Annotated in this window: 22 protein-coding genes; 16 read left to right on the plus strand and 6 right to left on the minus strand. The window is 65.9% G+C overall.

The genetic code is table 11. The features are described 5' to 3' along the window. Positions 1-11: 11 nt before the first annotated feature. From AB4Z42_RS15475 to AB4Z42_RS15490, 4 genes are read right to left on the minus strand one after another with little or no spacing between them, the layout of a single operon-like run. Complete coding sequence (locus tag AB4Z42_RS15475; protein WP_442010085.1) at positions 12-737, minus strand: haloacid dehalogenase type II; 726 nt, start codon at positions 735-737, stop codon at positions 12-14. After that, a complete protein-coding gene (locus AB4Z42_RS15480) occupies positions 730-1,164 on the minus strand; it encodes a VOC family protein (protein WP_442010086.1) in 435 nt (144 codons plus the stop codon). The genes AB4Z42_RS15475 and AB4Z42_RS15480 overlap by 8 nt, the downstream gene beginning before the upstream one ends. Then, positions 1,161-2,039: a DUF427 domain-containing protein gene (locus AB4Z42_RS15485; protein WP_442010087.1), complete on the minus strand. Its 879-nt coding sequence runs from the start codon at positions 2,037-2,039 to the stop codon at positions 1,161-1,163. The genes AB4Z42_RS15480 and AB4Z42_RS15485 overlap by 4 nt, the downstream gene beginning before the upstream one ends. 23 nt (positions 2,040-2,062) lie before the next feature. Then, positions 2,063-2,932, minus strand: a complete 870-nt coding sequence (locus AB4Z42_RS15490) for an alpha/beta fold hydrolase (RefSeq protein WP_442010088.1) — start codon at positions 2,930-2,932, stop codon at positions 2,063-2,065. Between the two features lie 85 nt (positions 2,933-3,017). On the opposite strand from AB4Z42_RS15490, the gene AB4Z42_RS15495 reads away from it, so the two are divergent. The 11 genes from AB4Z42_RS15495 (at position 3,018) to AB4Z42_RS15545 (ending at position 12,247) form a co-directional block, all read left to right on the plus strand. Further along, positions 3,018-3,539, plus strand: coding sequence for a CGNR zinc finger domain-containing protein (locus AB4Z42_RS15495; RefSeq protein WP_442010089.1), 522 nt, complete (start codon positions 3,018-3,020; stop codon positions 3,537-3,539). 65 nt (positions 3,540-3,604) lie between these two features. Next, entirely contained in the window at positions 3,605-5,275 is a 1,671-nt protein-coding gene (locus AB4Z42_RS15500) for an MOSC domain-containing protein (protein WP_442010490.1), read from the plus strand. 28 nt (positions 5,276-5,303) lie between these two features. Further along, positions 5,304-5,876 (plus strand): hypothetical protein, encoded by a 573-nt coding sequence (locus tag AB4Z42_RS15505; protein WP_442010090.1) that lies wholly within the window; start codon positions 5,304-5,306, stop codon positions 5,874-5,876. Positions 5,877-5,963: 87 nt separating this feature from the next. Further along, entirely contained in the window at positions 5,964-7,451 is a 1,488-nt protein-coding gene (locus AB4Z42_RS15510) for an aldehyde dehydrogenase (RefSeq protein WP_442010091.1), read from the plus strand. A gap of 57 nt (positions 7,452-7,508) precedes the next feature. Then, entirely contained in the window at positions 7,509-8,147 is a 639-nt protein-coding gene (locus AB4Z42_RS15515) for a hypothetical protein (RefSeq protein ID WP_442010092.1), read from the plus strand. After that, entirely contained in the window at positions 8,144-8,779 is a 636-nt protein-coding gene (locus AB4Z42_RS15520; RefSeq protein ID WP_442010093.1) for an RNA polymerase sigma factor, read from the plus strand. The genes AB4Z42_RS15515 and AB4Z42_RS15520 overlap by 4 nt, the downstream gene beginning before the upstream one ends. Beyond that, the gene (locus AB4Z42_RS15525) at positions 8,776-9,015 is read left to right on the plus strand and encodes an anti-sigma factor family protein (protein WP_442010094.1); all 240 of its coding nucleotides are present in this window, start codon (positions 8,776-8,778) and stop codon (positions 9,013-9,015) included. Before AB4Z42_RS15520 ends, AB4Z42_RS15525 begins: the two co-directional genes overlap by 4 nt. A gap of 61 nt (positions 9,016-9,076) precedes the next feature. Beyond that, positions 9,077-9,442: a thioredoxin gene (gene trxA / locus AB4Z42_RS15530; protein WP_442010095.1), complete on the plus strand. Its 366-nt coding sequence runs from the start codon at positions 9,077-9,079 to the stop codon at positions 9,440-9,442. 17 nt (positions 9,443-9,459) lie between these two features. Beyond that, positions 9,460-10,305 carry an enoyl-CoA hydratase gene (locus AB4Z42_RS15535; RefSeq protein ID WP_442010096.1) on the plus strand — a complete coding sequence of 282 codons (846 nt, stop codon included), beginning with the start codon at positions 9,460-9,462 and terminating at the stop codon, positions 10,303-10,305. Positions 10,306-10,318: 13 nt separating this feature from the next. Continuing rightward, the gene (locus AB4Z42_RS15540; protein ID WP_442010097.1) at positions 10,319-11,947 is read left to right on the plus strand and encodes an ABC-F family ATP-binding cassette domain-containing protein; all 1,629 of its coding nucleotides are present in this window, start codon (positions 10,319-10,321) and stop codon (positions 11,945-11,947) included. Between the two features lie 102 nt (positions 11,948-12,049). Beyond that, positions 12,050-12,247, plus strand: a complete 198-nt coding sequence (locus tag AB4Z42_RS15545) for a helix-turn-helix domain-containing protein (protein WP_442010098.1) — start codon at positions 12,050-12,052, stop codon at positions 12,245-12,247. Here the strand turns inward: AB4Z42_RS15545 and AB4Z42_RS15550 are convergent. Both AB4Z42_RS15550 and acnA read right to left on the minus strand, forming a co-directional pair. Further along, the gene (locus AB4Z42_RS15550; protein ID WP_442010099.1) at positions 12,238-12,816 is read right to left on the minus strand and encodes a TetR/AcrR family transcriptional regulator; all 579 of its coding nucleotides are present in this window, start codon (positions 12,814-12,816) and stop codon (positions 12,238-12,240) included. The genes AB4Z42_RS15545 and AB4Z42_RS15550 overlap by 10 nt on opposite strands. A gap of 4 nt (positions 12,817-12,820) precedes the next feature. Continuing rightward, entirely contained in the window at positions 12,821-15,625 is a 2,805-nt protein-coding gene (gene acnA / locus AB4Z42_RS15555; protein ID WP_442010100.1) for an aconitate hydratase AcnA, read from the minus strand. A 160-nt stretch (positions 15,626-15,785) separates the two neighbouring features. On the opposite strand from acnA, the gene AB4Z42_RS15560 reads away from it, so the two are divergent. From AB4Z42_RS15560 to AB4Z42_RS15580, 5 genes are all read left to right on the plus strand, one after another. Further along, positions 15,786-16,337, plus strand: coding sequence for an Rv1476 family membrane protein (locus tag AB4Z42_RS15560; RefSeq protein ID WP_442010101.1), 552 nt, complete (start codon positions 15,786-15,788; stop codon positions 16,335-16,337). A gap of 206 nt (positions 16,338-16,543) precedes the next feature. Continuing rightward, complete coding sequence (gene ripA, locus AB4Z42_RS15565; protein WP_442010102.1) at positions 16,544-17,965, plus strand: NlpC/P60 family peptidoglycan endopeptidase RipA; 1,422 nt, start codon at positions 16,544-16,546, stop codon at positions 17,963-17,965. A 56-nt stretch (positions 17,966-18,021) separates the two neighbouring features. Next, entirely contained in the window at positions 18,022-18,684 is a 663-nt protein-coding gene (gene ripB, locus AB4Z42_RS15570) for an NlpC/P60 family peptidoglycan endopeptidase RipB (protein ID WP_442010491.1), read from the plus strand. 174 nt (positions 18,685-18,858) lie between these two features. Further along, positions 18,859-20,022: a chaperone MoxR1 gene (gene moxR1, locus AB4Z42_RS15575; RefSeq protein ID WP_442010103.1), complete on the plus strand. Its 1,164-nt coding sequence runs from the start codon at positions 18,859-18,861 to the stop codon at positions 20,020-20,022. Beyond that, positions 20,019-20,975, plus strand: a complete 957-nt coding sequence (locus AB4Z42_RS15580) for a DUF58 domain-containing protein (RefSeq protein ID WP_442010104.1) — start codon at positions 20,019-20,021, stop codon at positions 20,973-20,975. Before moxR1 ends, AB4Z42_RS15580 begins: the two co-directional genes overlap by 4 nt. The last annotated feature ends 16 nt before the right edge of the window (positions 20,976-20,991 follow it).

Genomic DNA, 20,991 nt, shown 5'->3' on the forward strand with positions numbered 1-20,991 from the left:
TGCCCGTTCTCCTATTCACGAACCACGGCCGGACCGGGCGGCGGCGCGGCGGGAGATGCCGGTCCGAGTCGGTGCGCCAGGTCCCGCAGGTCCGCGGCGAGCACGTCGGGCTGGGGCAGTTCAGGCGTGGGCAGTGGGGCGTTACCCGGTCGGGTGATCAGCGCGCCCCGCAATCCGGCGGCCTGTGCACCGATGGTGTCCCATACGTGGGCGGCGACCATCATGCAGTCCGAGGGCGCCACCCCCAGTTGTTCGGCGACGCCTGTGTACAGCTGCCGGGACGGCTTGAACGCCCGCCATTCGTCGACACTGAACTGTTTTTCGAAGAAGTCGGCGAGGCCCGCGTGTTCCAACGGCGTCGGCGCACCGGGCTTCGTCGGCGAATTGGTCAGGGTGACAAGGCGATAGCCCTGAGCGCTCAGTGCTTTGAGGCCGCCGGCGACATCGGGGTGCGCGGGCATCGTTCGCATGCCGTGTGCGAGCTCGTCGAGATCACTCTCGGTGATCTGCGCGTGGCGACTGTCGCCGATCATCCGCAGAACCGCTTGTCCGAGAGTGAAGAAGTCGACGTAGACGTCCGACACGGTGACCGTCATCGAGTACATGACGAGCTGGTTGAACCACTCGCGCAGCACCGAGCGGTCGCCGAAGATCCTGTCGAAGTACGGCTCGAGCGACGTGATGTCGATCAAGGTCTCGTTCACGTCGAACACCAGAACCGACGGGCCCTCATCCATTGCTGTGGTTCCTCTCCTGCAGGACCCACGTGTTGCCGTCGGGATCGCCGAAGTCGGCGAAGCTGGCGTAGTCGGACCTGTGCGGATCCACACCCAGATTGAAGCGACCACACCACTGCCCGTTGTCGAGGTCTTTGTGCCGGATGGACGTCACGCCGACGCCGTGGTCGATGAGCTCGTCGCGCACCGCGGCGACGTCGTCGACGACGAGGTACAGGCCCTGCACCGATCCGGGGTGCGCATCGGTGAGTCCGACGCCGAACTGTATCGAAGTGCTCGACCCGGGCGGAGTGAGCTGGACGACCCGAAAGTGCGGTGTGGGTGCGTAGTCCACGTCGAGGGTGAACCCGAGTCCGTCCCGGTAGAAATCCAGGGACTTGTCGACGTCGGAGACGGGCAGGATCACGACTTCCAGTGTCGCGTTCACGATGCGCTCCGTGCGCGGCTGTGGAGAACCTCGTCGGAGTCGAGGTCGCGGTCGACGCCGTGGGCGACGACGGTTTGCCCCGGTTCGAGATCCAGGCGTCGATCGTCGAGCCAGACCTCGATCTTGTCGGGCTCGAAGGACACCAGGTTGCCGATGCGAGCGGACTCCTGCCACGCGTCGATGTAGGACCAGGCTGCCCGCTTGTGGTCTCCGATCGTGTAGTAGTCGGCCAGCCCCTTGTACGGGCAGAACGTCTGACCCCCAACGTGTTCGAGTTGTGTTTCATCGATGTCCTCGCGCGGGACGTACCAGCGCGGCGCGAAACCCGATTCGTACAGGACCACCGGCCGGTGGCTGTCCGCTATCACGCGGTCGCCGTCGCGGACGACCAGATGCCGCGAGGTGCTGCGGATGTCGATTCGGTGGTACGGGTCCGCCGCGTGCCCGACGATGCGGTCGTCCTCTTCGTAGAAGCCGTCCATCGCCCGCCAGGCGAACGCGACGCGGTGCGTCAGCTCGGTGGCGTAGGCAGGCAACGCGGTGTGCTGCCATGCGGCATGGGGGAGGCGCCGATCCCCGACCACCACGGTGTACCACTGCATATCGCCGAGTTCACCGTGGCCGGTGATCCGGTCCTCTTCGACCAGAACCCCGGCGGCGATGTCGTTCAGCGGAAAGTACGCGACGGGGTAGCGACCCGGTTCGTGGAGCGCCAACACGTTCTCGCTGTCGGCGATCCAGTCGTCGCCGACACGCACCCGCATCCGCCGGCGCAGCGGCTCGGCGAACAGCAGATGTTCGGGCAGCGGTTGCGCAGTCAGGAAACGTCCGATCGCTCCCGCGCCCAGCGGGCCTTGTTGCCATGCCAATCCCATTGTCCTGTCCCTTGTCTCGATACCTATGGGTTGATTCGATACATGAAGCCACGGATGAGGTCGGCGACCTCGTCGCCTGCGGACTCCAGCAGGAAGTGGCCGCCGTCGAGCAGATGGATCTCGGCGTCCGGTGCGTCCTTGCCGAATGCGCGCGCACCGTCGGGCCCGAAGATCGGATCGCCCTGACCCCATACCGCAAGGACCGGCACCCCGCTGGTGCGCAGGTAGTCGTGCAGCGCCGGATACATCGGCGCGTTGGTCGCGTAGTCGCGGAAGAGCGCGAGCTGGATCTTGTCGTTGCCAGGCCGGTTCACCAGTGCCGCGTCGTGGATCCACGTGTCCGGGCTCACGAGCGATTCGTCACTGACGCCGGTCAGGTACTGCCACCTGATTCCCTCGAGGGACAGCGCGGTGCGAACGGCGGCTTCGGTGTCGGGGTTCTGCTCGCGCTGGTACTCGGTGACCGTCGTCCAGAAGCTCTCGACGAAGCCCTCCTCGTAGCCGTTGCCGTTCTGCGTGACGATCGCGGTGATCGCGTGCGGACTGCGCAGGGCCAGCCGCCATCCGATGGGAGCCCCGTAGTCCTGGACGTAGATCGCGTACCGGGTCACGCCCAGCTGGTCGAGCAGTCCCTCGGTGAGATCGGCCAACGCGTCGAAGGTGTATGAGAACTCCTCTGCGGAGGGAGAGTCGGAGAACCCGAAGCCGAGGTGATCGGGTGCGATCACGTGATAGCCGTCGGCCAGCCGGGGGATCAGGTCGCGGAACATGAACGAACTGGTGGGGAAGCCGTGCAGCAGGACCAGCGTCGGTGCGTCCTGCGGACCTGCTTCTCGGTAGAACAGCCGGTGGCCGTCGACGGTGGCGTAGCGGTGGTGGACCCGAATGTTCATATCTAACTCCTTTGTTTAGTTTTATCGGTTAGTGACAGTGAACCCCTCCTGATGTAACCTGTCAATATCGATTTGGAGGTTAGCTATGGATTTGGTGGCGGTGGACCCGGCGGACGAGTCGATGTTGCTGGACCTGCTGAACACAACGCCTGTGGTCGACGGAATCGTGCACGACGGCCTCACCGATTCGTCGGCGGCGAAAGCCTGGATGCGTGCGCACGGAATCGCGACCACCAACGAGGAGGCGGCGGCACTGCTGCACGCGCGGACCGCGCTGCAGAAGGTGGTGCGTGGTGAGGCGGGGCCGAAAACACTGAAGCGGTTCGTCGACGACATCCGGTTGCGGCCGGTCGTCGGCGGCGACGGACTGGACTGGCGCCTGGACGTCGGCGGCGGTGCCACCGGCGCGGCCAGGGCAGTGCTGGCGTGGGACGCCTTGCGGATCTCCAGTCCGGGCCGCCTGCGGCCGTGTGCGAACTCCGAATGCCGGTTGTTCCTCATCGATCGCAGCAAGCCCAACACAGCGAGGTGGTGTTCAATGGCCATCTGCGGCAATCGGATGAAGGCCCGTAGGCACTACCAACGCGCCCGCACGGCCGAGACATGACCAACCGTAGGACGACCGCCTGGAGGTGAGGAGTGCGTGCCCTGCTGGTTTCCGTCAACGTCGGGATGCCCGCCGACGTGGCATGGCGAGGTAAGACCGTGCACACCGGCGTATACAAGAACCCGGTGCAGGGCCCGGTGATGGTGCGCCGGCTGAACATCGACGGTGATGGACAGGGTGACCTCAGCGGTCACGGCGGCGAACAACGCGCGGTCATGGTCTACCAAACAGAGTCCTACGACCATTGGCAGCGACACTTCGGGCGCGACGACCTGGTGCCCGGCATGTTCGGCGAGAACTTCACGATCACCGGTCTCGGCGATGACGAGGTATGTATCGGCGATCGGTACCGCATCGGGGCGGCCGAGTTCGAGGTCACCCAGCCGCGGGTCACGTGTTTTCGGGTGGGGATGCGCCTCGGCGAACCCGAGATGCCCAACCTTCTTGTCGCCCACCATCGCCCGGGATTCTATTTCCGCGTCATCGAAGAAGGGTTCGTCACGGCGGGCGACGAGATCGTGCGGACGCGGCGCGGCCGCCACGAACTGAGAGTCGCCGATATCGATGCGTTGTTGTACCTACCCGACCGTGACGTGGACATGCTCAGCAAGGCGGTCGATGTTCCTGCGCTGAGCCCCGGCTGGCAGCAGTCCTTCGCTGAATTGCTCGCAGCCCACGAGAACCGTGCGGGGGCAACGCCACCGGCAGTCGGCGTCGAACCGGGCTGGAACGGATTCCGAACACTTCGCGTCGCCGAAACCCGCCGCGAAAGCCCGACCGTCTTGTCGATCGAGCTGGAAGCCGCCGATCGCGGGACACTGCCCGTCGCTCGCCCGGGTCAGTTCCTGACACTGCGGCTTCCGTCAGGCGATCCGGCGCCACTGCGCAGCTATTCGTTGTCGAGCACGGGCCCGCGATATCGGATCAGCGTGAAGCGCGAAGACCATGGCTTTGCGAGCAGGTGGATACACGACAACGTCCGCGCTGGGACCGTCATGGAGGCCGCCGCCCCCCGCGGTGATTTCTACCTCGGCGACGAGGCGGATCCTGTTGTGCTGGTTTCGGCCGGTATCGGCATCACACCCGTGCTCGCGATGCTGCACGCCCTGGCCGCGCAGCACAGCGAGCGTGAGATCTGGTGGCTTCACATCACGCGTGACGCGCACACGCTGGCCTTCGGCGGAGAAGTCGGCGAGCTGATCGAGTCGCTGGCCCGTGCCCGTCAGCACGTGTTCTACACGGCCGAGGCCGGAAGACCCGACGCGGCGGCGATCGCCGCGCTCGGTCTGCCTCGCGAGGCAATCGCTTATCTATGCGGCCCCGAATTGTTCATGACCGGAATGCGTAACGCACTGGAGGGGGCGGGGATCGACGCGGCCCGGATCCACTCCGAGCTGTTCGGCGCGTTGCCCCCCATCAACCCCGGGATCAAAGATGTGCCGCATCGGACGCCACACTTGCCGGACGGACCGCCGGACACCGGGGCGCCGGTGTCCTTCGCGCGCAGCGGGATCACCGTCAACTGGTCGGAGCGCTACGACAGCATTCTCGAACTCGCCGAGGCGTGCGACGTGCCGACGCGCTTTTCCTGCCGCAGCGGCGTATGCCATATCTGCGTCACTCCGCTGGTGGACGGTGCCATCACCTACACGCAGCGCCCCCTCGAATTGCCCGCGGAGGGGACCGTGCTGATCTGTTCGGCCCAACCGTGTTCCGGTGTCGTGTTGGACCTGTGAACCATCGACATCCGTCACACTGTGACGCGTGGTCACGATTCCAGCGGCGGTGTGGCGAGGCGGATTCACCCTTCGGGCGCTGACGGCCGGCGGTGCCGTCGGACTCTGCGCAGCTGCGCTGGCATGGCTTGATTCGGGCTTCTGGATCTCAGGTGTCGTAGTGCTCGTCGTTGTCGGCACGTTCTACGGAGTCTGGATGGCCCGCCGCATGGCGCGGTACTGGCCGGGGGCGAAAGACCTCACCGGCGAGCAGCGCGTAGCGGTGGCCCGGGCGGCGCGGCGGGGTGAGCACATCGATGACGCTCGACTGTCGCAGCCGGTCATCGACTACAGCCGTGCCCTGCATGCCGCGGCCGAGACGGGCCGGTGGTTGCGCTGGGTACTCGTGTTCGTTCTCGCCGTCGGGGTAGGGGTGGCGGTGTGGGATTTCGAATTCGGCACGTGGGGCAACGCGGCGGCGTCGGCCATCTATCTGGTGGCCATCGCGGGTGAGCTGTTCTTGATGCCGAAATGGCAGGCGCAACTGCTGGCCAACGCGGACCGGGCTGCCGACAAAATGCCGCGGTCAGACCCTGCCGATCAGCCGCCCGAGATCGAGTAGCCGCCTACGCTAGTCATCGCCTCGGGGGTACGCGATGCTGTGTCCAGTCGCATCCGTCACAGAGGTGCCGAGAAAGGCGTCGATAATATGAGTGTGACCACTGAACCCATTGTCCCGCTGAGCAATACGGATAAGTTCTTCATCGGCGGTGAGTGGGTCAAGCCGAGTTCGGATGCCGTGTTGGACGTCATCGACTCGGCAACTGAGCAGCTGTACTACCGGGTTCCGGAAGCGCAGGCCGCCGATATGGACCTCGCCATCGGTGCCGCGCAGCGGGCGTTCCACACGGGCCCGTGGCCGAGGATGACACACGCCGAGCGTGGCGGCTATCTGCGGGCGATGGCCGACGCGCTCCAAGCACGAGCGTCGGACTACAGCGCGATGTGGCCCCGGGAGTCGGGGGTGGTGCACGCCTACGCCCAAGCCAGCGAGGGGGGCAGCGCCGACACGCTGCGGTACTACGCCGGGCTCGCCGACGACTATCCGTTCGAGGAGCCATTCCTCCCGAGCACGACATCCCTTGCGGGTGGCGGATACGGCCTTCTGGTGCGGGAGCCCGTCGGTGTGGTGGGTGCGATCATCCCTTGGAACGCCCCGCTTCCTCTGATCCTGTACAAGGTGGCGCCCGCACTGCTGGCCGGCTGCACCGTGATCGTCAAGGTTTCCCCCGAGGCTCCTGGCGCGGGATATTTGATCGCCGAGATTGCCGAGGAGGTGGGGCTGCCCGGCGGAGTGATGAACGTGATCACCGCCGACCGCGAGGTATCCGAACTCATGGTGCGTGACCATCGCGTCGACAAGATCGCGTTCACCGGTTCGACGGCGGCCGGCCGCAAGATCGGGGCGATCTGCGGCGAGCGCATCGCGCGGTTCACTCTGGAGCTGGGCGGCAAGTCGGCCGCGGTGATTCTCGACGACGCCGACATCAATGTCGCGGCGATGACGTTGGCCGGCGCGGAATGCTTTCTGTCCGGCCAGGTATGCGCCTCGCTCACCCGGATCGTGGTGCCGCGCCAACGCCACGACGAGTTCGCCGACGCGCTGGCGGCGGCATTCTCCGCAGTCCAGGTCGGCGACCCGTTCGATGTCTCTACGCAGATGGGGCCGCTGGCGATGGAACGCCAACGCGACCGCGTTGAGCACTACATCGCCAAGGGCATCGAGCAGGGCGCGACCCTGGTGACCGGGGGAGGCCGGCCCAAACACGTAGATCGCGGCTACTACATAGAACCGACGGTGTTCGCGGGAGTGGACAACAAGCACGTCATCGCGCAGGAGGAGATCTTCGGCCCAGTTCTCAGCGTGATCCCCGCCGACAACGACGAGCACGCGGTCGATATCGCCAACGACACCGTCTACGGGCTCAACGCGGCGGTTTTCACACCCGACGCGGCGCGGGCACGAGAGGTTGCGGGCCGACTGCGTTCGGGCACCGTCGGACACAACGGTATGAGGATCGATTTCGACTCCGCATTCGGTGGCTTCAAACAGTCCGGTATCGGCCGGGAAGGTGGCCGCGAAGGCCTGCTCCCTTACCTGGAGACCAAGACGGTGCTGCTCGACGCGGCGCCCTGAGTGGCATTGGTCCGAAAGCCGCTGTAACGCTCGGGGCAATCTGGTAACTCAGTCAGTGTGAGCTTCGAGGCGATTTATGTCGGCACCCGCCGCCAGCTGCGCGGGGTGGCCGAAAGCCTGGTAGCCGGCCCCCAGTACCGGTCATCGGGCACGATCCGGCTGGCGGTCCGTCCCGACGGCTTCGCCGCGGTGACGATCCCGATAGCGGTGCACGGAACGGAACTGGTCGTGCCGAACGACGCGGTGCGATTGGACGGCCCGATGAGTACGGTCGCCGACGCCGCAGGCATCGTCGCGGGTCCACCGGAGGGGGCGTACACCATCGTCGATCCCTTGCCGCCCGACGCGGACCTGAGACTCAACGCCGAAGCCGCCGAATGGGTCAACCGAAGTCACTACGCGGGTGGGTACGCGCTGAAGGGCTTTCTGCCCGACTGCCATCCGGTGCTGTGGCCCGAACACTTCGATGTCGCCGTCACAGAGGGCGAAGTGAACTACGGCGTATCCGCGGGCGACGACGGGCATCCGATGCCGTACGCATACGTGGGACCGTGGACCGTCCCCACCGGTTCGTTCTGGAACGCGTCGTTCGGTGCGGTCTACCCTCTCGACCACGGCACCGACGTCGATGGCCTCACCGGCAGCATCGTCGACTTCTTCGAGCGCGGTCGGCGTGAGTTGTCGAAGCAACCATGACTACTGCGGTCGACGAGTCCGGTCTCATCGCCGCACTGCGCGACGGCGACGAGACCGTGTTCGCGCAGCTGGTCGATCAGCACACCCCGTCGATGCTGCGCGTCGCCCGCGGCTATGTGCCCAGCCGCGAGATCGCCGAAGAGGTGGTCCAGGAGACGTGGATCGCCTTGGTCAAGGGGCTAGCCGGGTTCGAGGGCCGATCCTCGCTGCGCACTTGGCTTTTCAGCGTGATGATCAACATCGCGAAGGCGCGGGGCGTGCGGGAGCGCCGTGATGCCGATGCGGCGATCGCGGCGTACACCGGCGGCACCGTCGACCCGGCCCGCTTCCGCGGGACCGACGACCCGTACCCGGGACACTGGAAGCCCGACGATGTGCCGTCGGCGTTCCCCGAAACCCCGGAGGGTTCCGTGCTGGGCAACGAGCTCATCGACGTGACCCGGCGCGAACTCGACAGGCTGCCGGAGCGGCAGCGCATCGTCGTCACGATGCGCGACATGCTGGGGTTCGACTCGTCAGAGGTGTGTGAGCTCCTCGACATCAGCACAGCCAACCAGCGGGTGCTGCTGCACCGCGGCAGGGCCGCGGTCCGGCAGGTGCTCGAGGACTATCTGGCGGAGGCGGCGTCATGACCGAGTACTCGATGGACTGCAATGAGCTCGTCGAGCTGGTGACCGCCTACCTCGACGGCGCCCTGGATCCGGACACCAGGACGCGCTTCGACATGCACCTGCTCGAATGCGACGGCTGTGAGAACTACCTGGCGCAGTTCCGTGAGACCGTCCGTACCGTAGGCAGGATCCGCGACGACGAACTCGATCCGGCGTACCGGAAACGCCTGCTCGACGCCTTTCGCGACTTCCACTGACGTGAGATTGCCCTGACCACATAGTGGGAACAGACCGGTAGAGCCTGACGTTAGGAGAAACGTGGCTACAAAAGACATCACCGCCGAACAATTCAACGACACCATCACGGAGAACGACATCGTGCTGGTGGACTTCTGGGCGTCGTGGTGCGGCCCCTGTAAGGCATTCGCGCCGACGTTCGCGGCCTCCTCTGAGCAACATCCCGACGTCGTGTTCGCCAAGGTCGACACCGAGGCCGAGCAGCAGCTCGCCGCCGCTGCGGATATCCGCTCCATCCCCACGCTGATGGTGTTCAAGAAGGGCAAGCTGGTGTTCAACCAGGCAGGAGCCCTTCCGCCCGCCGCGCTGGAGGACCTGGTCCAGAAGGTCAAGGAGTTCGATGTGGACGCCGCGATGGCCGCGCAGGAGAACGGCCAGCCGGAATAACGGCCGCACGCGATAGCGTGCTGTCCGTGACTGAGCATTCAGGCCCCTCGGAAGAACAGTTCGTTCTGGTCGACCATCCGCGCCCCGGTGTCGCACTGGTGACCCTGAACCGCCCCGAGCGAATGAACTCGATGGCGTTCGACGTCATGGTGCCGCTCAAGAAGGTGCTCGACGAGCTGACCTATGACAATTCCGTGCGGGCGATCGTGCTCACGGGTGCGGGCCGCGGATTCTCCTCGGGCGCTGACCACAAGTCGGCCGGCTCGGTACCCCACATCGACGGGCTGACCCGGCCCACGTTCGCGTTGCGCTCCATGCAGGTGCTCGACGACGTCATCCTGTCGCTGCGAAAGATGCATCAGCCGGTCATCGCCGCGGTCAACGGCGCTGCGATCGGCGGGGGACTGTGCCTGGCGCTGGCCTGCGACATCCGCGTCGCCTCGGCCGGGGCCTACTTCCGCGCCGCGGGCATCAACAACGGGCTGACGGCCAGCGAGCTCGGGTTGTCCTACCTGCTGCCCCGCGCCATCGGGACCTCGCGGGCATTCGAATTGATGCTGACCGGGCGCGACGTGGACGCAGAGGAAGCCCAGCGCATCGGGCTGGTGTCGCGCGCCGTACCCGACGACGAACTGCTCGACGCCTGCTACGAGCTCGGTGAGCGCATCGCGTCGTTCTCCCGGCCGGGCATCGAGTTGACCAAGCGCACGCTGTGGAGTGGACTGGACGCCGGTAGCCTTGAGGCACACATGCAGGCCGAAGGCCTGGGACAACTCTTCGTCCGACTGCTCACCGCCAACTTCGAAGAAGCGGTAGCCGCGCGCGCAGAACAGCGGTCCCCGGTCTTCACCGACGACAAGTAACTAGGAGAGCAGCGTGATCACCGCAACGGACCTCGAGGTCCGCGCCGGCGCGCGCACACTGCTCTCCATCGACGGGGCCGCGCTGCGGGTGCAACCCGGCGACCGGATCGGACTGGTCGGGCGCAACGGCGCGGGCAAGACGACCACGATGAGGATCCTGGCGGGCGAGGGTGAGCCCTACGCGGGCACGATCGCGCGTACCGGCGAAATCGGTTATCTGCCACAGGATCCCAAAGAGGGTGACCTCGAGGTCCTGGCCCGTGATCGGGTGCTGTCGGCAAGGGGTCTTGACACGCTGCTCGCCGACCTGGAGAAGCAGCAGGCATTGATGGCCGAGGTCGCCGACGACACCGCACGCGACAAGGCCGTGCGACGCTACGGCGTTCTCGAGGAACGGTTCGCCGCACTCGGCGGATACGCCGCGGAAAGCGAAGCGGGCCGCATCTGTGCCAGTCTGGGCCTGCCCGAACGTGTTCTGACCCAACCGCTGCGCACGTTATCCGGCGGACAACGGCGACGTGTCGAACTGTCGCGGATCCTCTTCGCCGCATCCGAGTCCGGTGCAGGTTCGGGGACCACGCTGCTGCTCGACGAACCCACCAACCACCTCGACGCCGATTCGCTTGGCTGGCTGCGCGAATTCCTTCGGAGCCACACCGGCGGGCTCGTGGTGATCAGCCACAACGTCGAACTGCTCGCCGACGTCGTGAACCGCGTCTGGTTCCTGGACGCGGTGCGCGGCGAGGTCGACGTCTACAACATGGGCTGGCAGAAGTACCTCGACGCCCGTGCCACCGACGAACAGCGGCGCAGGCGCGAACGGGTCAACGCCGAACGCAAGGCCACCGCGCTGCGCACCCAGGCCGCCAAAATGGGGGCGAAGGCCACCAAAGCCGTTGCCGCGCAGAATATGTTGCGCCGCGCCGACCGAATGATGGCATCCCTTGATGCGGAACGGGTGGCCGACAAGGTGGCCCGGATCAAATTCCCGACGCCTGCGCCGTGCGGCCGCGTCCCGCTGGTCGCGAAGGGCCTCACCAAGAATTACGGGTCGCTGGAGGTGTTCACCGGTGTCGACCTGGCCATCGATCGCGGGTCGCGCGTGGTGGTGCTCGGACTGAACGGCGCCGGCAAGACGACGCTGCTGCGACTGCTGGCCGGGGCCGAGACACCGGACGCCGGCGGGCTGGAGCCCGGACACGGCGTGAAGATCGGCTACTTCGCGCAGGAGCACGACACGCTCGACGACCGGGCAACGGTGTGGGAGAACATCCGTCACGCGGCACCCGATACGGGCGAGCAGGATCTACGAGGGTTGTTGGGCGCGTTCATGTTCAGCGGTCCGCAGCTCGATCAGCCCGCGGGCACGCTGTCGGGTGGCGAGAAGACCAGGCTGGCGCTGGCCGGTCTCGTCGCATCGACGGCGAATGTTCTTCTGCTCGACGAGCCGACCAACAATCTCGATCCCGCCTCGCGTGAGCAGGTTCTCGATGCGCTGCGAAGTTACCTCGGCGCGGTGGTGCTGGTGACCCACGATCCGGGAGCGGCCGAGGCGCTGGACCCGCAACGAGTGGTGCTCCTGCCCGACGGCACCGAGGACTTCTGGTCCGCCGACTACCGGGATCTCATCGAGCTCGCCTGAGCCGAGGAAAGCGACACCGTTTCGCCGAAATTTCTCCGCGCTGGTGTAGGCCCTTCCTACGCTGGGTATGCGTCGGAGAATCAAACGCGTGGGGAGGTGCCGATGAAAAAACTGACAAAGGCCCGAGATGAACTGCTCACAGAGCTGAAGTCTGCATACGAGGGGGGTGCGAGTATTCGCACATTGGTCGCGTCGACCGGTCGTTCATATGGGTCGATTCACAGCATGTTGCGTGAATCTGGCACCACGATGCGAAGCCGCGGGGGGCCGAATCACCGAAGCCGAAGGCACTACGCCTGATCCGGTTGCGCCTGCCGTAACGATGCTTCGACCAGGTCCAGTACGCCACTGAGCTTTTCGGGATCATCGCCCGAAGCGAGCCGCGCGACCAGACCGTCGAGCACGAGATCGAGGTACGTCTGCAACACCGCACTGGGCACGTCGTCGCGTAGGCGGCCTGCCTGTTTCTGGCGGCGCAGGCGCGCGGTGGTGGCCGCCGACAGCTCGGCCGAGCGCTCCATCCAGCCTCGATGGAACTCCGGGTCGTTCCGCAGCTTGCGGGCGATCTCCAGCCGCGTCGCCAGCCAGTCGAATTGTTCCGGCGCCGCGAGCATGTCGCGCATCACCTGCACAAGACCCTCGCGCGACGCCACATCCGCCATCCGCTCTGCGTCTTCGCGCGCCAACTCGAAGAACAGGGTGTCCTTGTCGCGGAAGTGGTGGAAGATGGCGCCGCGCGACAGCCCGATCGTCTGTTCGAGCCGCCGCACGGTCGCCTTGTCGTAGCCATACTCCGCGAAGCAACGCCGGGCACCGTCAAGTATCTGACGGCGGCGCGCCGCCAAATGGTCCTCGGTGACCCGGGGCATTTTTTTACGACCGCAGCATGTTGCGCAGGACGTACTGCAGGATGCCGCCGTTGCGGTAGTAGTCCGCCTCGCCAGGTGTGTCGATGCGCACGACCGCGTCGAACTCGATGGTCTTGCCGTCCTCCTTCGAAGCCTTCACCTTCACCGTCTTCGGAGTCTTACCGTCGTTGAGCGCCTCGATGCCCGTGATGTCGAACGTCTCGGTGCCGTCGAGCTTGAGCGACGCCGCCGATTCGCCTTCCGGGAATTGCAGTGGGATGACACCCATCCCGATCAGATTCGAGCGGTGGATGCGCTCAAACGATTCGGTGATGACCGCGCGCACACCCAGCAGGCTGGTGCCCTTGGCGGCCCAGTCACGCGAGCTGCCCGACCCGTACTCCTTACCGCCGAGCACGACCAGCGGGATGTCGGCTTCCGCGTAGTTCTGTGCGGCGTCATAGATGAACGCCTGCTCTCCGCCGTTGGTGAAGTCCCGGGTGTACCCGCCGGACACGTCGTCGAGCAGCTGGTTGCGCAACCGGATGTTGGCGAACGTGCCCCGGATCATCACCTCGTGGTTACCGCGGCGTGAACCGTAGGAGTTGTAGTCCGCCTTGTCCACGCCATGGCTGTCCAGGTACTGCGCAGCGGGGGTCCCACCCTTGATGCTGCCTGCGGGGGAGATGTGGTCGGTGGTCACCGAATCGCCAAGCAGCGCGAGCACTCTGGCGCCCGCGATGTCGGTTACCGGCTCCGGCTCGGCAGGCATCCCGTCGAAGTACGGGGGCTTGCGCACGTACGTCGACTTGTCGTCCCACTCGAAGGTGTTGCCGCTGGGTGTCGGCAGGTTGCGCCAGCGCTCGTCACCCTTGAAGACGTCGGCATAGTTGTCGACGAACATCTCGGTGTTGATCGCGCTGGCGATGGTGTCGTCGATGTCCTTCTGCGTCGGCCAGATGTCGCGCATGAAGACGTCGTTGCCGTCGGAGTCCTGCCCCAGTGGGTCGTTCTCGAAGTCGAAGTCCATGGTGCCGGCCAGCGCGTAGGCGATGACCAGCGGAGGCGACGCGAGATAGTTCATCTTCACGTCGGGATTGATCCGGCCCTCGAAGTTGCGGTTACCCGACAGCACCGCGGTCACCGAGAGGTCGCAGTCGTTGATGGCCTTGCTGATCTCGTCGGGCAGCGGTCCCGAGTTGCCGATGCACGTCGTGCAGCCGTAGCCGACCAGATAGAAGCCCAGCTTCTCCAGGTACGGCCACAACCCGGCCTTGTTGTAGTAGTCGGTGACGACCTGCGAGCCGGGCGCCATCGTGGTCTTCACCCACGGCTTGGACACCAGGCCCTTCTCGACGGCGTTCTTGGCCAGCAGCGCCGCGCCCAACATGACCTCGGGGTTGGACGTGTTGGTGCACGACGTGATCGCCGCGATCACCACTGCACCGTGGTCGAGGATGAACTCGCCGCGTCCCTCGCACTTGACGTCGACGGGATTGCTCGGCCGCCCATTCGAGTTGACGGCCGCCGACGGGACCGGCACGTCGCTGTCGTCGAACGAGAGCACCGCGGGGTCGCTGGCTGGGAACGACTCCTCGACCGCCTCGTCGAGCTTGGTGTGCTCGGCGGGCATGTTCTCTTCGACATAGTTGTGAATGTCCTTGCGGAAGGCCGTCTTTGCGTCGGTCAGCGCGATGCGGTCCTGCGGGCGCTTGGGCCCGGCGATCGACGCGACGACATCGCCCAGATCCAGCTCGATGTACTCGGAGAATTTCGGCTCCCGCGAGGGGTCGTGCCACATGCCCTGCTCTTTGGCGTACGCCTCAACCAGCGCCAGCTGCTGATCGCTGCGTCCGGTCATCTTCAGGTAGTCGATCGTCACCTCGTCGATCGGGAAAATCGCTGCGGTGGAGCCGAATTCGGGGCTCATATTGCCCAGAGTGGCGCGGTTGGCCAGCGGCACCTCGGCGACGCCGTCGCCGTAGAACTCGACGAACTTGCCGACCACGCCGTGCTTGCGCAGCATCTCGGTCACGGTGAGCACCACGTCCGTGGCGGTGACGCCGGCCGGACGCTCGCCGCTCAGCTTGAACCCGACAACCCTGGGAATCAGCATCGACACCGGCTGCCCCAGCATCGCGGCCTCGGCCTCGATACCGCCGACGCCCCAGCCCAGCACGCCGAGGCCGTTCTCCATCGTGGTGTGGCTGTCGGTGCCCACGCACGTGTCCGGGTACGCGACCCCGTCGCGCTCCATCACGACGCTCGCCAAGTACTCGATGTTGACCTGGTGCACGATGCCGGTGCCGGGCGGCACCACCTTGAAGTCGTTGAAGGCGCCCTGACCCCAACGCAGGAATTGATACCGCTCACCGTTGCGCTGGTATTCGATCTCGACATTGCGCTCGAACGCATTCGCGGTACCGAACAGGTCGGCGATCACCGAGTGGTCGATCACCAGATCGGCGGGTGCCAGCGGGTTCACCTGGTCCGGGTCGCCGCCGAGCTCGCCGACGGCCTCACGCATCGTGGCGAGGTCGACGATGCACGGCACGCCGGTGAAGTCCTGCATGATCACGCGCGCGGGGGTGAACTGGATCTCCACGCTGGGGTCGGCCGACGGATCCCAGTTCGCGATCGCCTCGACGTGGTCCTTGGTGATGTTGGCGCCGTCCTCGGTGCGCAGCAGATTCTCGGCGAGCACCTTGAGGCTGTAGGGAAGTTTCTCGGTTCCGGGTACCGCGTCCAGGCGGTAGATCTCGTAGCTCTCGTCCCCGACCTTCAGCGTGTCGCGGGCTCCAAACGAATTGACCGAATCTTTGCTGCTCACATCAACTCCCGGTTAGATATCGCCGCGACGGGCTGTGTCGGCGGCGCTCTCGATTCTAACAGTACGCTTGTCCTGTAAACCACCCCATGGGCGATCCAAGTCTTCTCCTGCCGTGCGCGTGCTGCCACCCGGACGGATACCCATCACGTACGGTTCACCTGTGATCGGACCGCAAGTCATGCCGTTTCCACCGACGTATATCCCGCCCGATGTCTGCGGGCCGGTCGGGCAGGACCCCGCGACGACGCCGGTCGACACGTGCATGAACATGGTGATCGCCGATATCAAGGACGACGGCGTCAGCGCGGCGCCGACCCCCGAGAACGCCGGCCTGACCGATGTCGTGGCCGAGGCCAAAGAAAAGGGCATCGACCTCAAGATCGTCGTCGTCGAACAGAACCCGCCGATCGACACACCGCTGCGCGACATCGCCACCGAGGTGGGGGAGGCGTTTCCGGGGTCGACCGTGCTGGTGCTCAGTCCGACGGACGCGGGCACGTTCAGCGCGACCTATGACCGGGTCACGCTCGAGGCGGGACAGGACGTCGCCGAAGGGCGCGGTTCCGTGCAGGGTTCGAAGAATTTCGTCAGTGAGTTGACGACTCAACATTTCCCGTGGACGACATTCACGATTGTGGTCGTACTAGCAGTGATTGCCGCCGTGGCGGCAACGCGAATGTTGCAAAATCGCGCCAAACGGCTGAACGCCTGACAACCCCCAAAAAGCCGCGTGTCGCTGCGGTTTTGCGAAATTCGTTGTGGCGCAAAGTCACAGCCGCATAACGCTATCCGCAATTACAAACTTGTAGTTTGTGACTAAAGTTTCTTTGGCGTCAGTTGTGACGTACGGTGCAATCTGTAGCTGATGTTGCAGATGTGACTTCTGTGACTTCACGTAGCCATAGGAGACCTTGTCCAATGAGACGCACCCCTAGCGCCTCTGCTTCGCAGCTATGCGGGCGGGTCTGCGCGATTCCGCTCACCGCGGGCATGCTGTTCGTCGCACCGGGATTGGCCGTCGCGCAGCCCGGCAGCTCGGACACCCTCGGGTCACTGGTCGCCGAAGTAGCCAACGTCAATCAGAAGCTGCAGGATCTCGGCGCCGCGATTCAGGAGAAGCAGGAAAGCGTCAACAAGGCGATCGTCGACGTGCAGACCGCACGCGACAACGCGGCCGCCGCGCAGCTCGAAGTCGATGCCGCCGCGCAACGGGTGAAGGACGCCAACATCGCCATCGACGCGGCGCAGGATCGCTTCGACACATACGCCGTCGCAACTTATGTCCACGGTCCGTCGAGCTCGTATCTGACCGCATCGGATCCGAGTGACATCCTCAACACCGCGACGACCGCGGAGACGCTGCAGGTCAGCACGCAGCGCGTCATCTCCGATCTGCAGCGCGCGCGAACCGAACAGGTGAACAAGGAGTCGGCTGCGCGGTTGGCCAAACAGAACGCGGATCAGGCGGTCGTCGACGCCGAGGCCAGCCAGCAGACCGCGGTGTCGGCACTCACCGATGCCCAGCAGACCTTCAAGACTCAGCAGGCCGAGCTGGACAAGCTGACGGCCGATCGCGCTGCGGCGCAGGCCAAGCTCGACGAGGTCCGCACGGCGTCGGCGCCTGCCGGCGGTGTTCCGGCTCAGCCGGCCGCCGCGGTGACAGGACCGTCGAACCCCGCCGCCGACTGGGATCGTGCGCCACAGAAGATCGATCCGGCCACCGGCAACTGGGCCACCGCGTGGGATCCGTTCCTGCCGGCCATCCCGAGCGCATTCGTCAGTGGCGATCCGATCGCGATCATCAACCAGGTCCTCGGGTACGCGTCGACCTCGGCGCAGGTCACCCAGGACCTGGGACGCAAGTTCCTGCAGAGTATCGGCCTGCTGCCCACCCCGAGCGGCTACACCAACGGCGGTGCGATTCCCAACGTCCGGGGCCAGCAAGCCAGCGAATACGTGATCGCGCGCGCCATGGCGCAGCGGGGCGTGCCGTACTCATGGGGCGGCGGCAATGCGGCGGGGAAGAGCACCGGCATCGATTCCGGTTCCAACACAGTCGGATTCGACTGCTCGGGGCTGACGCTCTACGCCTTCGCCGGTGTCGGCATCAAGCTGGACCATTACACGGGTTCGCAGTACAACGCGGGCCGCAAGATCCCGTCGGCACAGGCGCGCCGAGGCGACTTGCTCTTCTGGGGGCCCAACGCCAGTCAGCACGTCGCGATCTACCTCGGTGACGGCCAGATGCTCGAGGCGCCCTACACCGGCTCGGTCGTCAAGGTCTCTCCGGTTCGGACCAGCGGCATGACTCCGTACGCGACACGTCTCATCGAATGGTGACGAGAAGGAATACTTTGCACTTCAAGCGTTTTCGCCTCTTCGCCGGCTTTCTGACGATGGTCGCGGCGCTCGCCGTTGCCATCGGTGCGGCCATGCCCGCCAATGCCGCTCCCGACGACGGCCAGTGGGACCCGACGCTGCCGAAGATTCTCAGTGCGGGCGCACCTGGGGATCCGCTGTCCGTCGCCAACGCGTCACTTGCGGCGACTGCACAGGCCACCGAGGCCACGATGAACCTCGGCCGCTCGTTCCTGTCCTCGCTCGGTTTCGGTCCGCCGGCAGGCGCGGCCAGCGTGGCGCCCGGCAGGGTGCGCGGCCCGGAGGCCATCGAGTATGTGATCAGGCGCGGCGGCTCCCAGATCGGTACGCCGTATTCGTGGGGCGGCGGCAAGCCGACCGGCCCGAGCACCGGCATCGACTCCGGTGCCAACATCGTCGGCTACGACTGCTCCGGTTTCACCCAGTTCTCGTTCGCAGGCGTCGGAGTGCTGATCCCGAAGTACTCCGGTGATCAATACAACACCGGCCGCAAGGTTCCACTCAATCAGGCCAAGCGCGGCGATCTGCTGTTCTGGGGCCCGGGCGGCAGCCAGCACGTGGCGATTTACCTCGGCGGCGACAAGATGCTGGAATCCGGGGGCACCGCGGGCGGGGTCGCAGTCGGCCAGGTGCGTACCGCGGGCCTGCAGCCGTACGTGGCGCGCATTATCGAAACCTGAGTGTGGTCTGAGTTAAACCTGAGCACCAGTGGTGAATTTGCGTGTGCGGCGCGGCCAACGCCGGGCAACGTCGACGGATTCCGAAGTGCCTGGAATAGTTGACGACGAGCGTGCGGCGGACAAGGTGTCGCAGAGGCCGGATATAGGCCATACACAGATGTGGGAGGACCGTTGATGACGTCACCGAGTGGGCCGCCGCAGGGCGCCGGAGGGTTCCCTGGACAGGCCCCGTCCGGGCAGGGCCCCGCGCAGGGTTATGGCCCCGGCCCGACCGGAACGCATGCCGCACCGGCCAACAACGGGGGCCTCCAACAGGAGGTGCACACCCTGGAGCGGGCGATCTTCGAGGTCAAGCGGATCATCGTCGGTCAGGATCTGCTCGTCGAGCGGATGCTGGTCGGACTGCTGGCCAAGGGCCACGTCCTGCTCGAAGGTGTCCCCGGAGTGGCGAAGACGCTGGCTGTCGAAACCTTCGCCAAGGTCGTGGGCGGCACCTTCGCACGTATCCAGTTCACCCCCGACCTCGTGCCCACCGACATCGTCGGTACTCGCATCTACCGCGTGGGCAAGGAGGAGTTCGACATCGAGCTCGGCCCGGTGGTGGTGAACTTCCTGCTCGCCGACGAGATCAACCGCGCACCCGCGAAGGTGCAGTCGGCGCTGCTCGAGGTGATGGCCGAGCGGAAGATCTCGATGGGCGGCAAGACGTTCCCGCTGCCCGCGCCGTTCCTGGTGATGGCCACGCAGAACCCGATCGAGCAGGAGGGTGTGTACGCGCTCCCCGAAGCTCAGCGCGACCGCTTCCTGTTCAAGCTCAACATCGACTACCCGACGCCGGAGGAAGAGCGCGAGATCATCTACCGGATGGGCGTGAAGCCGCCGGAGCCCAAGCAGGTGCTCGCCCCCGGCGACCTGCTGCGTCTGCAGGACGTCGCGGCTAACAACTTCGTGCACCACGCGCTGGTCGACTACGTGGTCCGCGTCGTCACCGCGACGCGCACGCCCGAGAAATTCGGCATGCCCGATGCGAAGGCGTGGATCGCCTACGGTGCATCGCCGCGTGCGTCCCTCGGCATCATCGCCGCCTCTCGCGCGCTCGCGCTGGTACGCGGACGTGACTATGTCGTCCCGCAGGACGTCGTCGAGGTCATTCCGGACGTGCTGCGCCACCGCCTCGTGCTGACGTACGACGCGTTGGCCGACGAGATCACGGCGGAGACCGTGATCGACCGGATTCTGCAGACCGTGGGCCTGCCGCAGGTGAATGCCATTCCGCAGCAAGGCCATTCGGTGCCGCCCGTCATGACCGCCGCAGCGGCTGCGGCGGGCGGTCGGTGACTCAAACACCAGGCCGACCGACGCGCCAAGTCGATCTGCCGTCGCTCAAGCGCGGGGAGATCCGTGACCCCGCGCTGACGGCGGCGCTGCGCAAGCTGGAGTTGACTGTGCGCCGCAAGCTTGACGGCGTGCTGCACGGCGACCACCTCGGCTTGCTGCCCGGACCGGGTTCCGAACCGGGCGAATCACGGCTCTACCAGCCCGGCGACGACGTGCGCCGGATGGACTGGTCGGTGACGGCCCGCACCACGCATCCGCATGTGCGGCAGATGATCGCCGACCGCGAACTGGAGACCTGGCTGGTGGTCGACGTTTCGGCGAGCCTGGACTTCGGCACCGTGGGCTGCGAGAAGCGCGACCTGGCCGTGGCGGCCGCTGCGGCGATCACGTTCCTCAACAGCGGCGGCGGCAACCGGATCGGCGCCATCATCGCCAACGGCGACTCTGTCCGGCGGGTGCCTGCGTTGTCGGGCCGGATGCACGAGCAGGAGATGCTGCGGGCCATCGCCACGATGCCGAAGGCGCCCGCGGGGGTGCGCGGCGATCTGTCCGCGACCATCGACGCCCTGCGCAGGCCCGAACGACGGCGCGGTATGGCGGTGATCATCAGCGACTTTCTCGGCCCCATCGACTGGATGCGCCCGCTGCGGGCCATCGCAGGGCGGCACGAGGTGCTCGGGATCGAAGTGCTGGACCCGCGCGACGTGGAACTGCCCGCCGTCGGCGACGTCATCCTCCAGGACGCCGAGACCGGCCGCACCCGCGAGTTCACCATCGACGAGCAGCTGCGTGACGACTTCGCCAAGGCCGCAGCCGCGCATCGGGCCGAGGTGGCGCGGACGCTGCGACGCTGCGGTGCACCGCTGCTGTCGCTGCGCACCGACAGGGACTGGATCGCCGACGTGGTCCGATTCGTCGCCACCCGCCGTTTGGCCCTGGCTGGCCGCGCCTAAGAGCTGACTTGTTCCG

Source organism: Mycobacterium sp. 2YAF39, from assembly GCF_052114565.1.
Lineage (GTDB): Bacteria > Actinomycetota > Actinomycetes > Mycobacteriales > Mycobacteriaceae > Mycobacterium.

What these genes read in the sequence shown, in the direction of transcription:
- AB4Z42_RS15475 (WP_442010085.1), bottom strand. Translation starts at nt 737, where the DNA reads ATGGATGAGGGCCCGTCGGTTCTGGTGTTCGACGTGAACGAGACCTTG.
- AB4Z42_RS15485 (WP_442010087.1), bottom strand. Translation starts at nt 2,039, where the DNA reads ATGGGATTGGCATGGCAACAAGGCCCGCTGGGCGCGGGAGCGATCGGA.
- AB4Z42_RS15490 (WP_442010088.1), bottom strand. Translation starts at nt 2,932, where the DNA reads ATGAACATTCGGGTCCACCACCGCTACGCCACCGTCGACGGCCACCGG.
- AB4Z42_RS15495 (WP_442010089.1), top strand. Translation starts at nt 3,018, where the DNA reads ATGGATTTGGTGGCGGTGGACCCGGCGGACGAGTCGATGTTGCTGGAC.
- AB4Z42_RS15500 (WP_442010490.1), top strand. Translation starts at nt 3,605, where the DNA reads ATGCCCGCCGACGTGGCATGGCGAGGTAAGACCGTGCACACCGGCGTA.
- AB4Z42_RS15510 (WP_442010091.1), top strand. Translation starts at nt 5,964, where the DNA reads ATGAGTGTGACCACTGAACCCATTGTCCCGCTGAGCAATACGGATAAG.
- AB4Z42_RS15520 (WP_442010093.1), top strand. Translation starts at nt 8,144, where the DNA reads ATGACTACTGCGGTCGACGAGTCCGGTCTCATCGCCGCACTGCGCGAC.
- AB4Z42_RS15525 (WP_442010094.1), top strand. Translation starts at nt 8,776, where the DNA reads ATGACCGAGTACTCGATGGACTGCAATGAGCTCGTCGAGCTGGTGACC.
- AB4Z42_RS15545 (WP_442010098.1), top strand. Translation starts at nt 12,050, where the DNA reads ATGAAAAAACTGACAAAGGCCCGAGATGAACTGCTCACAGAGCTGAAG.
- AB4Z42_RS15550 (WP_442010099.1), bottom strand. Translation starts at nt 12,816, where the DNA reads ATGCCCCGGGTCACCGAGGACCATTTGGCGGCGCGCCGCCGTCAGATA.
- ripA (WP_442010102.1), top strand. Translation starts at nt 16,544, where the DNA reads ATGAGACGCACCCCTAGCGCCTCTGCTTCGCAGCTATGCGGGCGGGTC.
- ripB (WP_442010491.1), top strand. Translation starts at nt 18,022, where the DNA reads ATGGTCGCGGCGCTCGCCGTTGCCATCGGTGCGGCCATGCCCGCCAAT.
- moxR1 (WP_442010103.1), top strand. Translation starts at nt 18,859, where the DNA reads ATGACGTCACCGAGTGGGCCGCCGCAGGGCGCCGGAGGGTTCCCTGGA.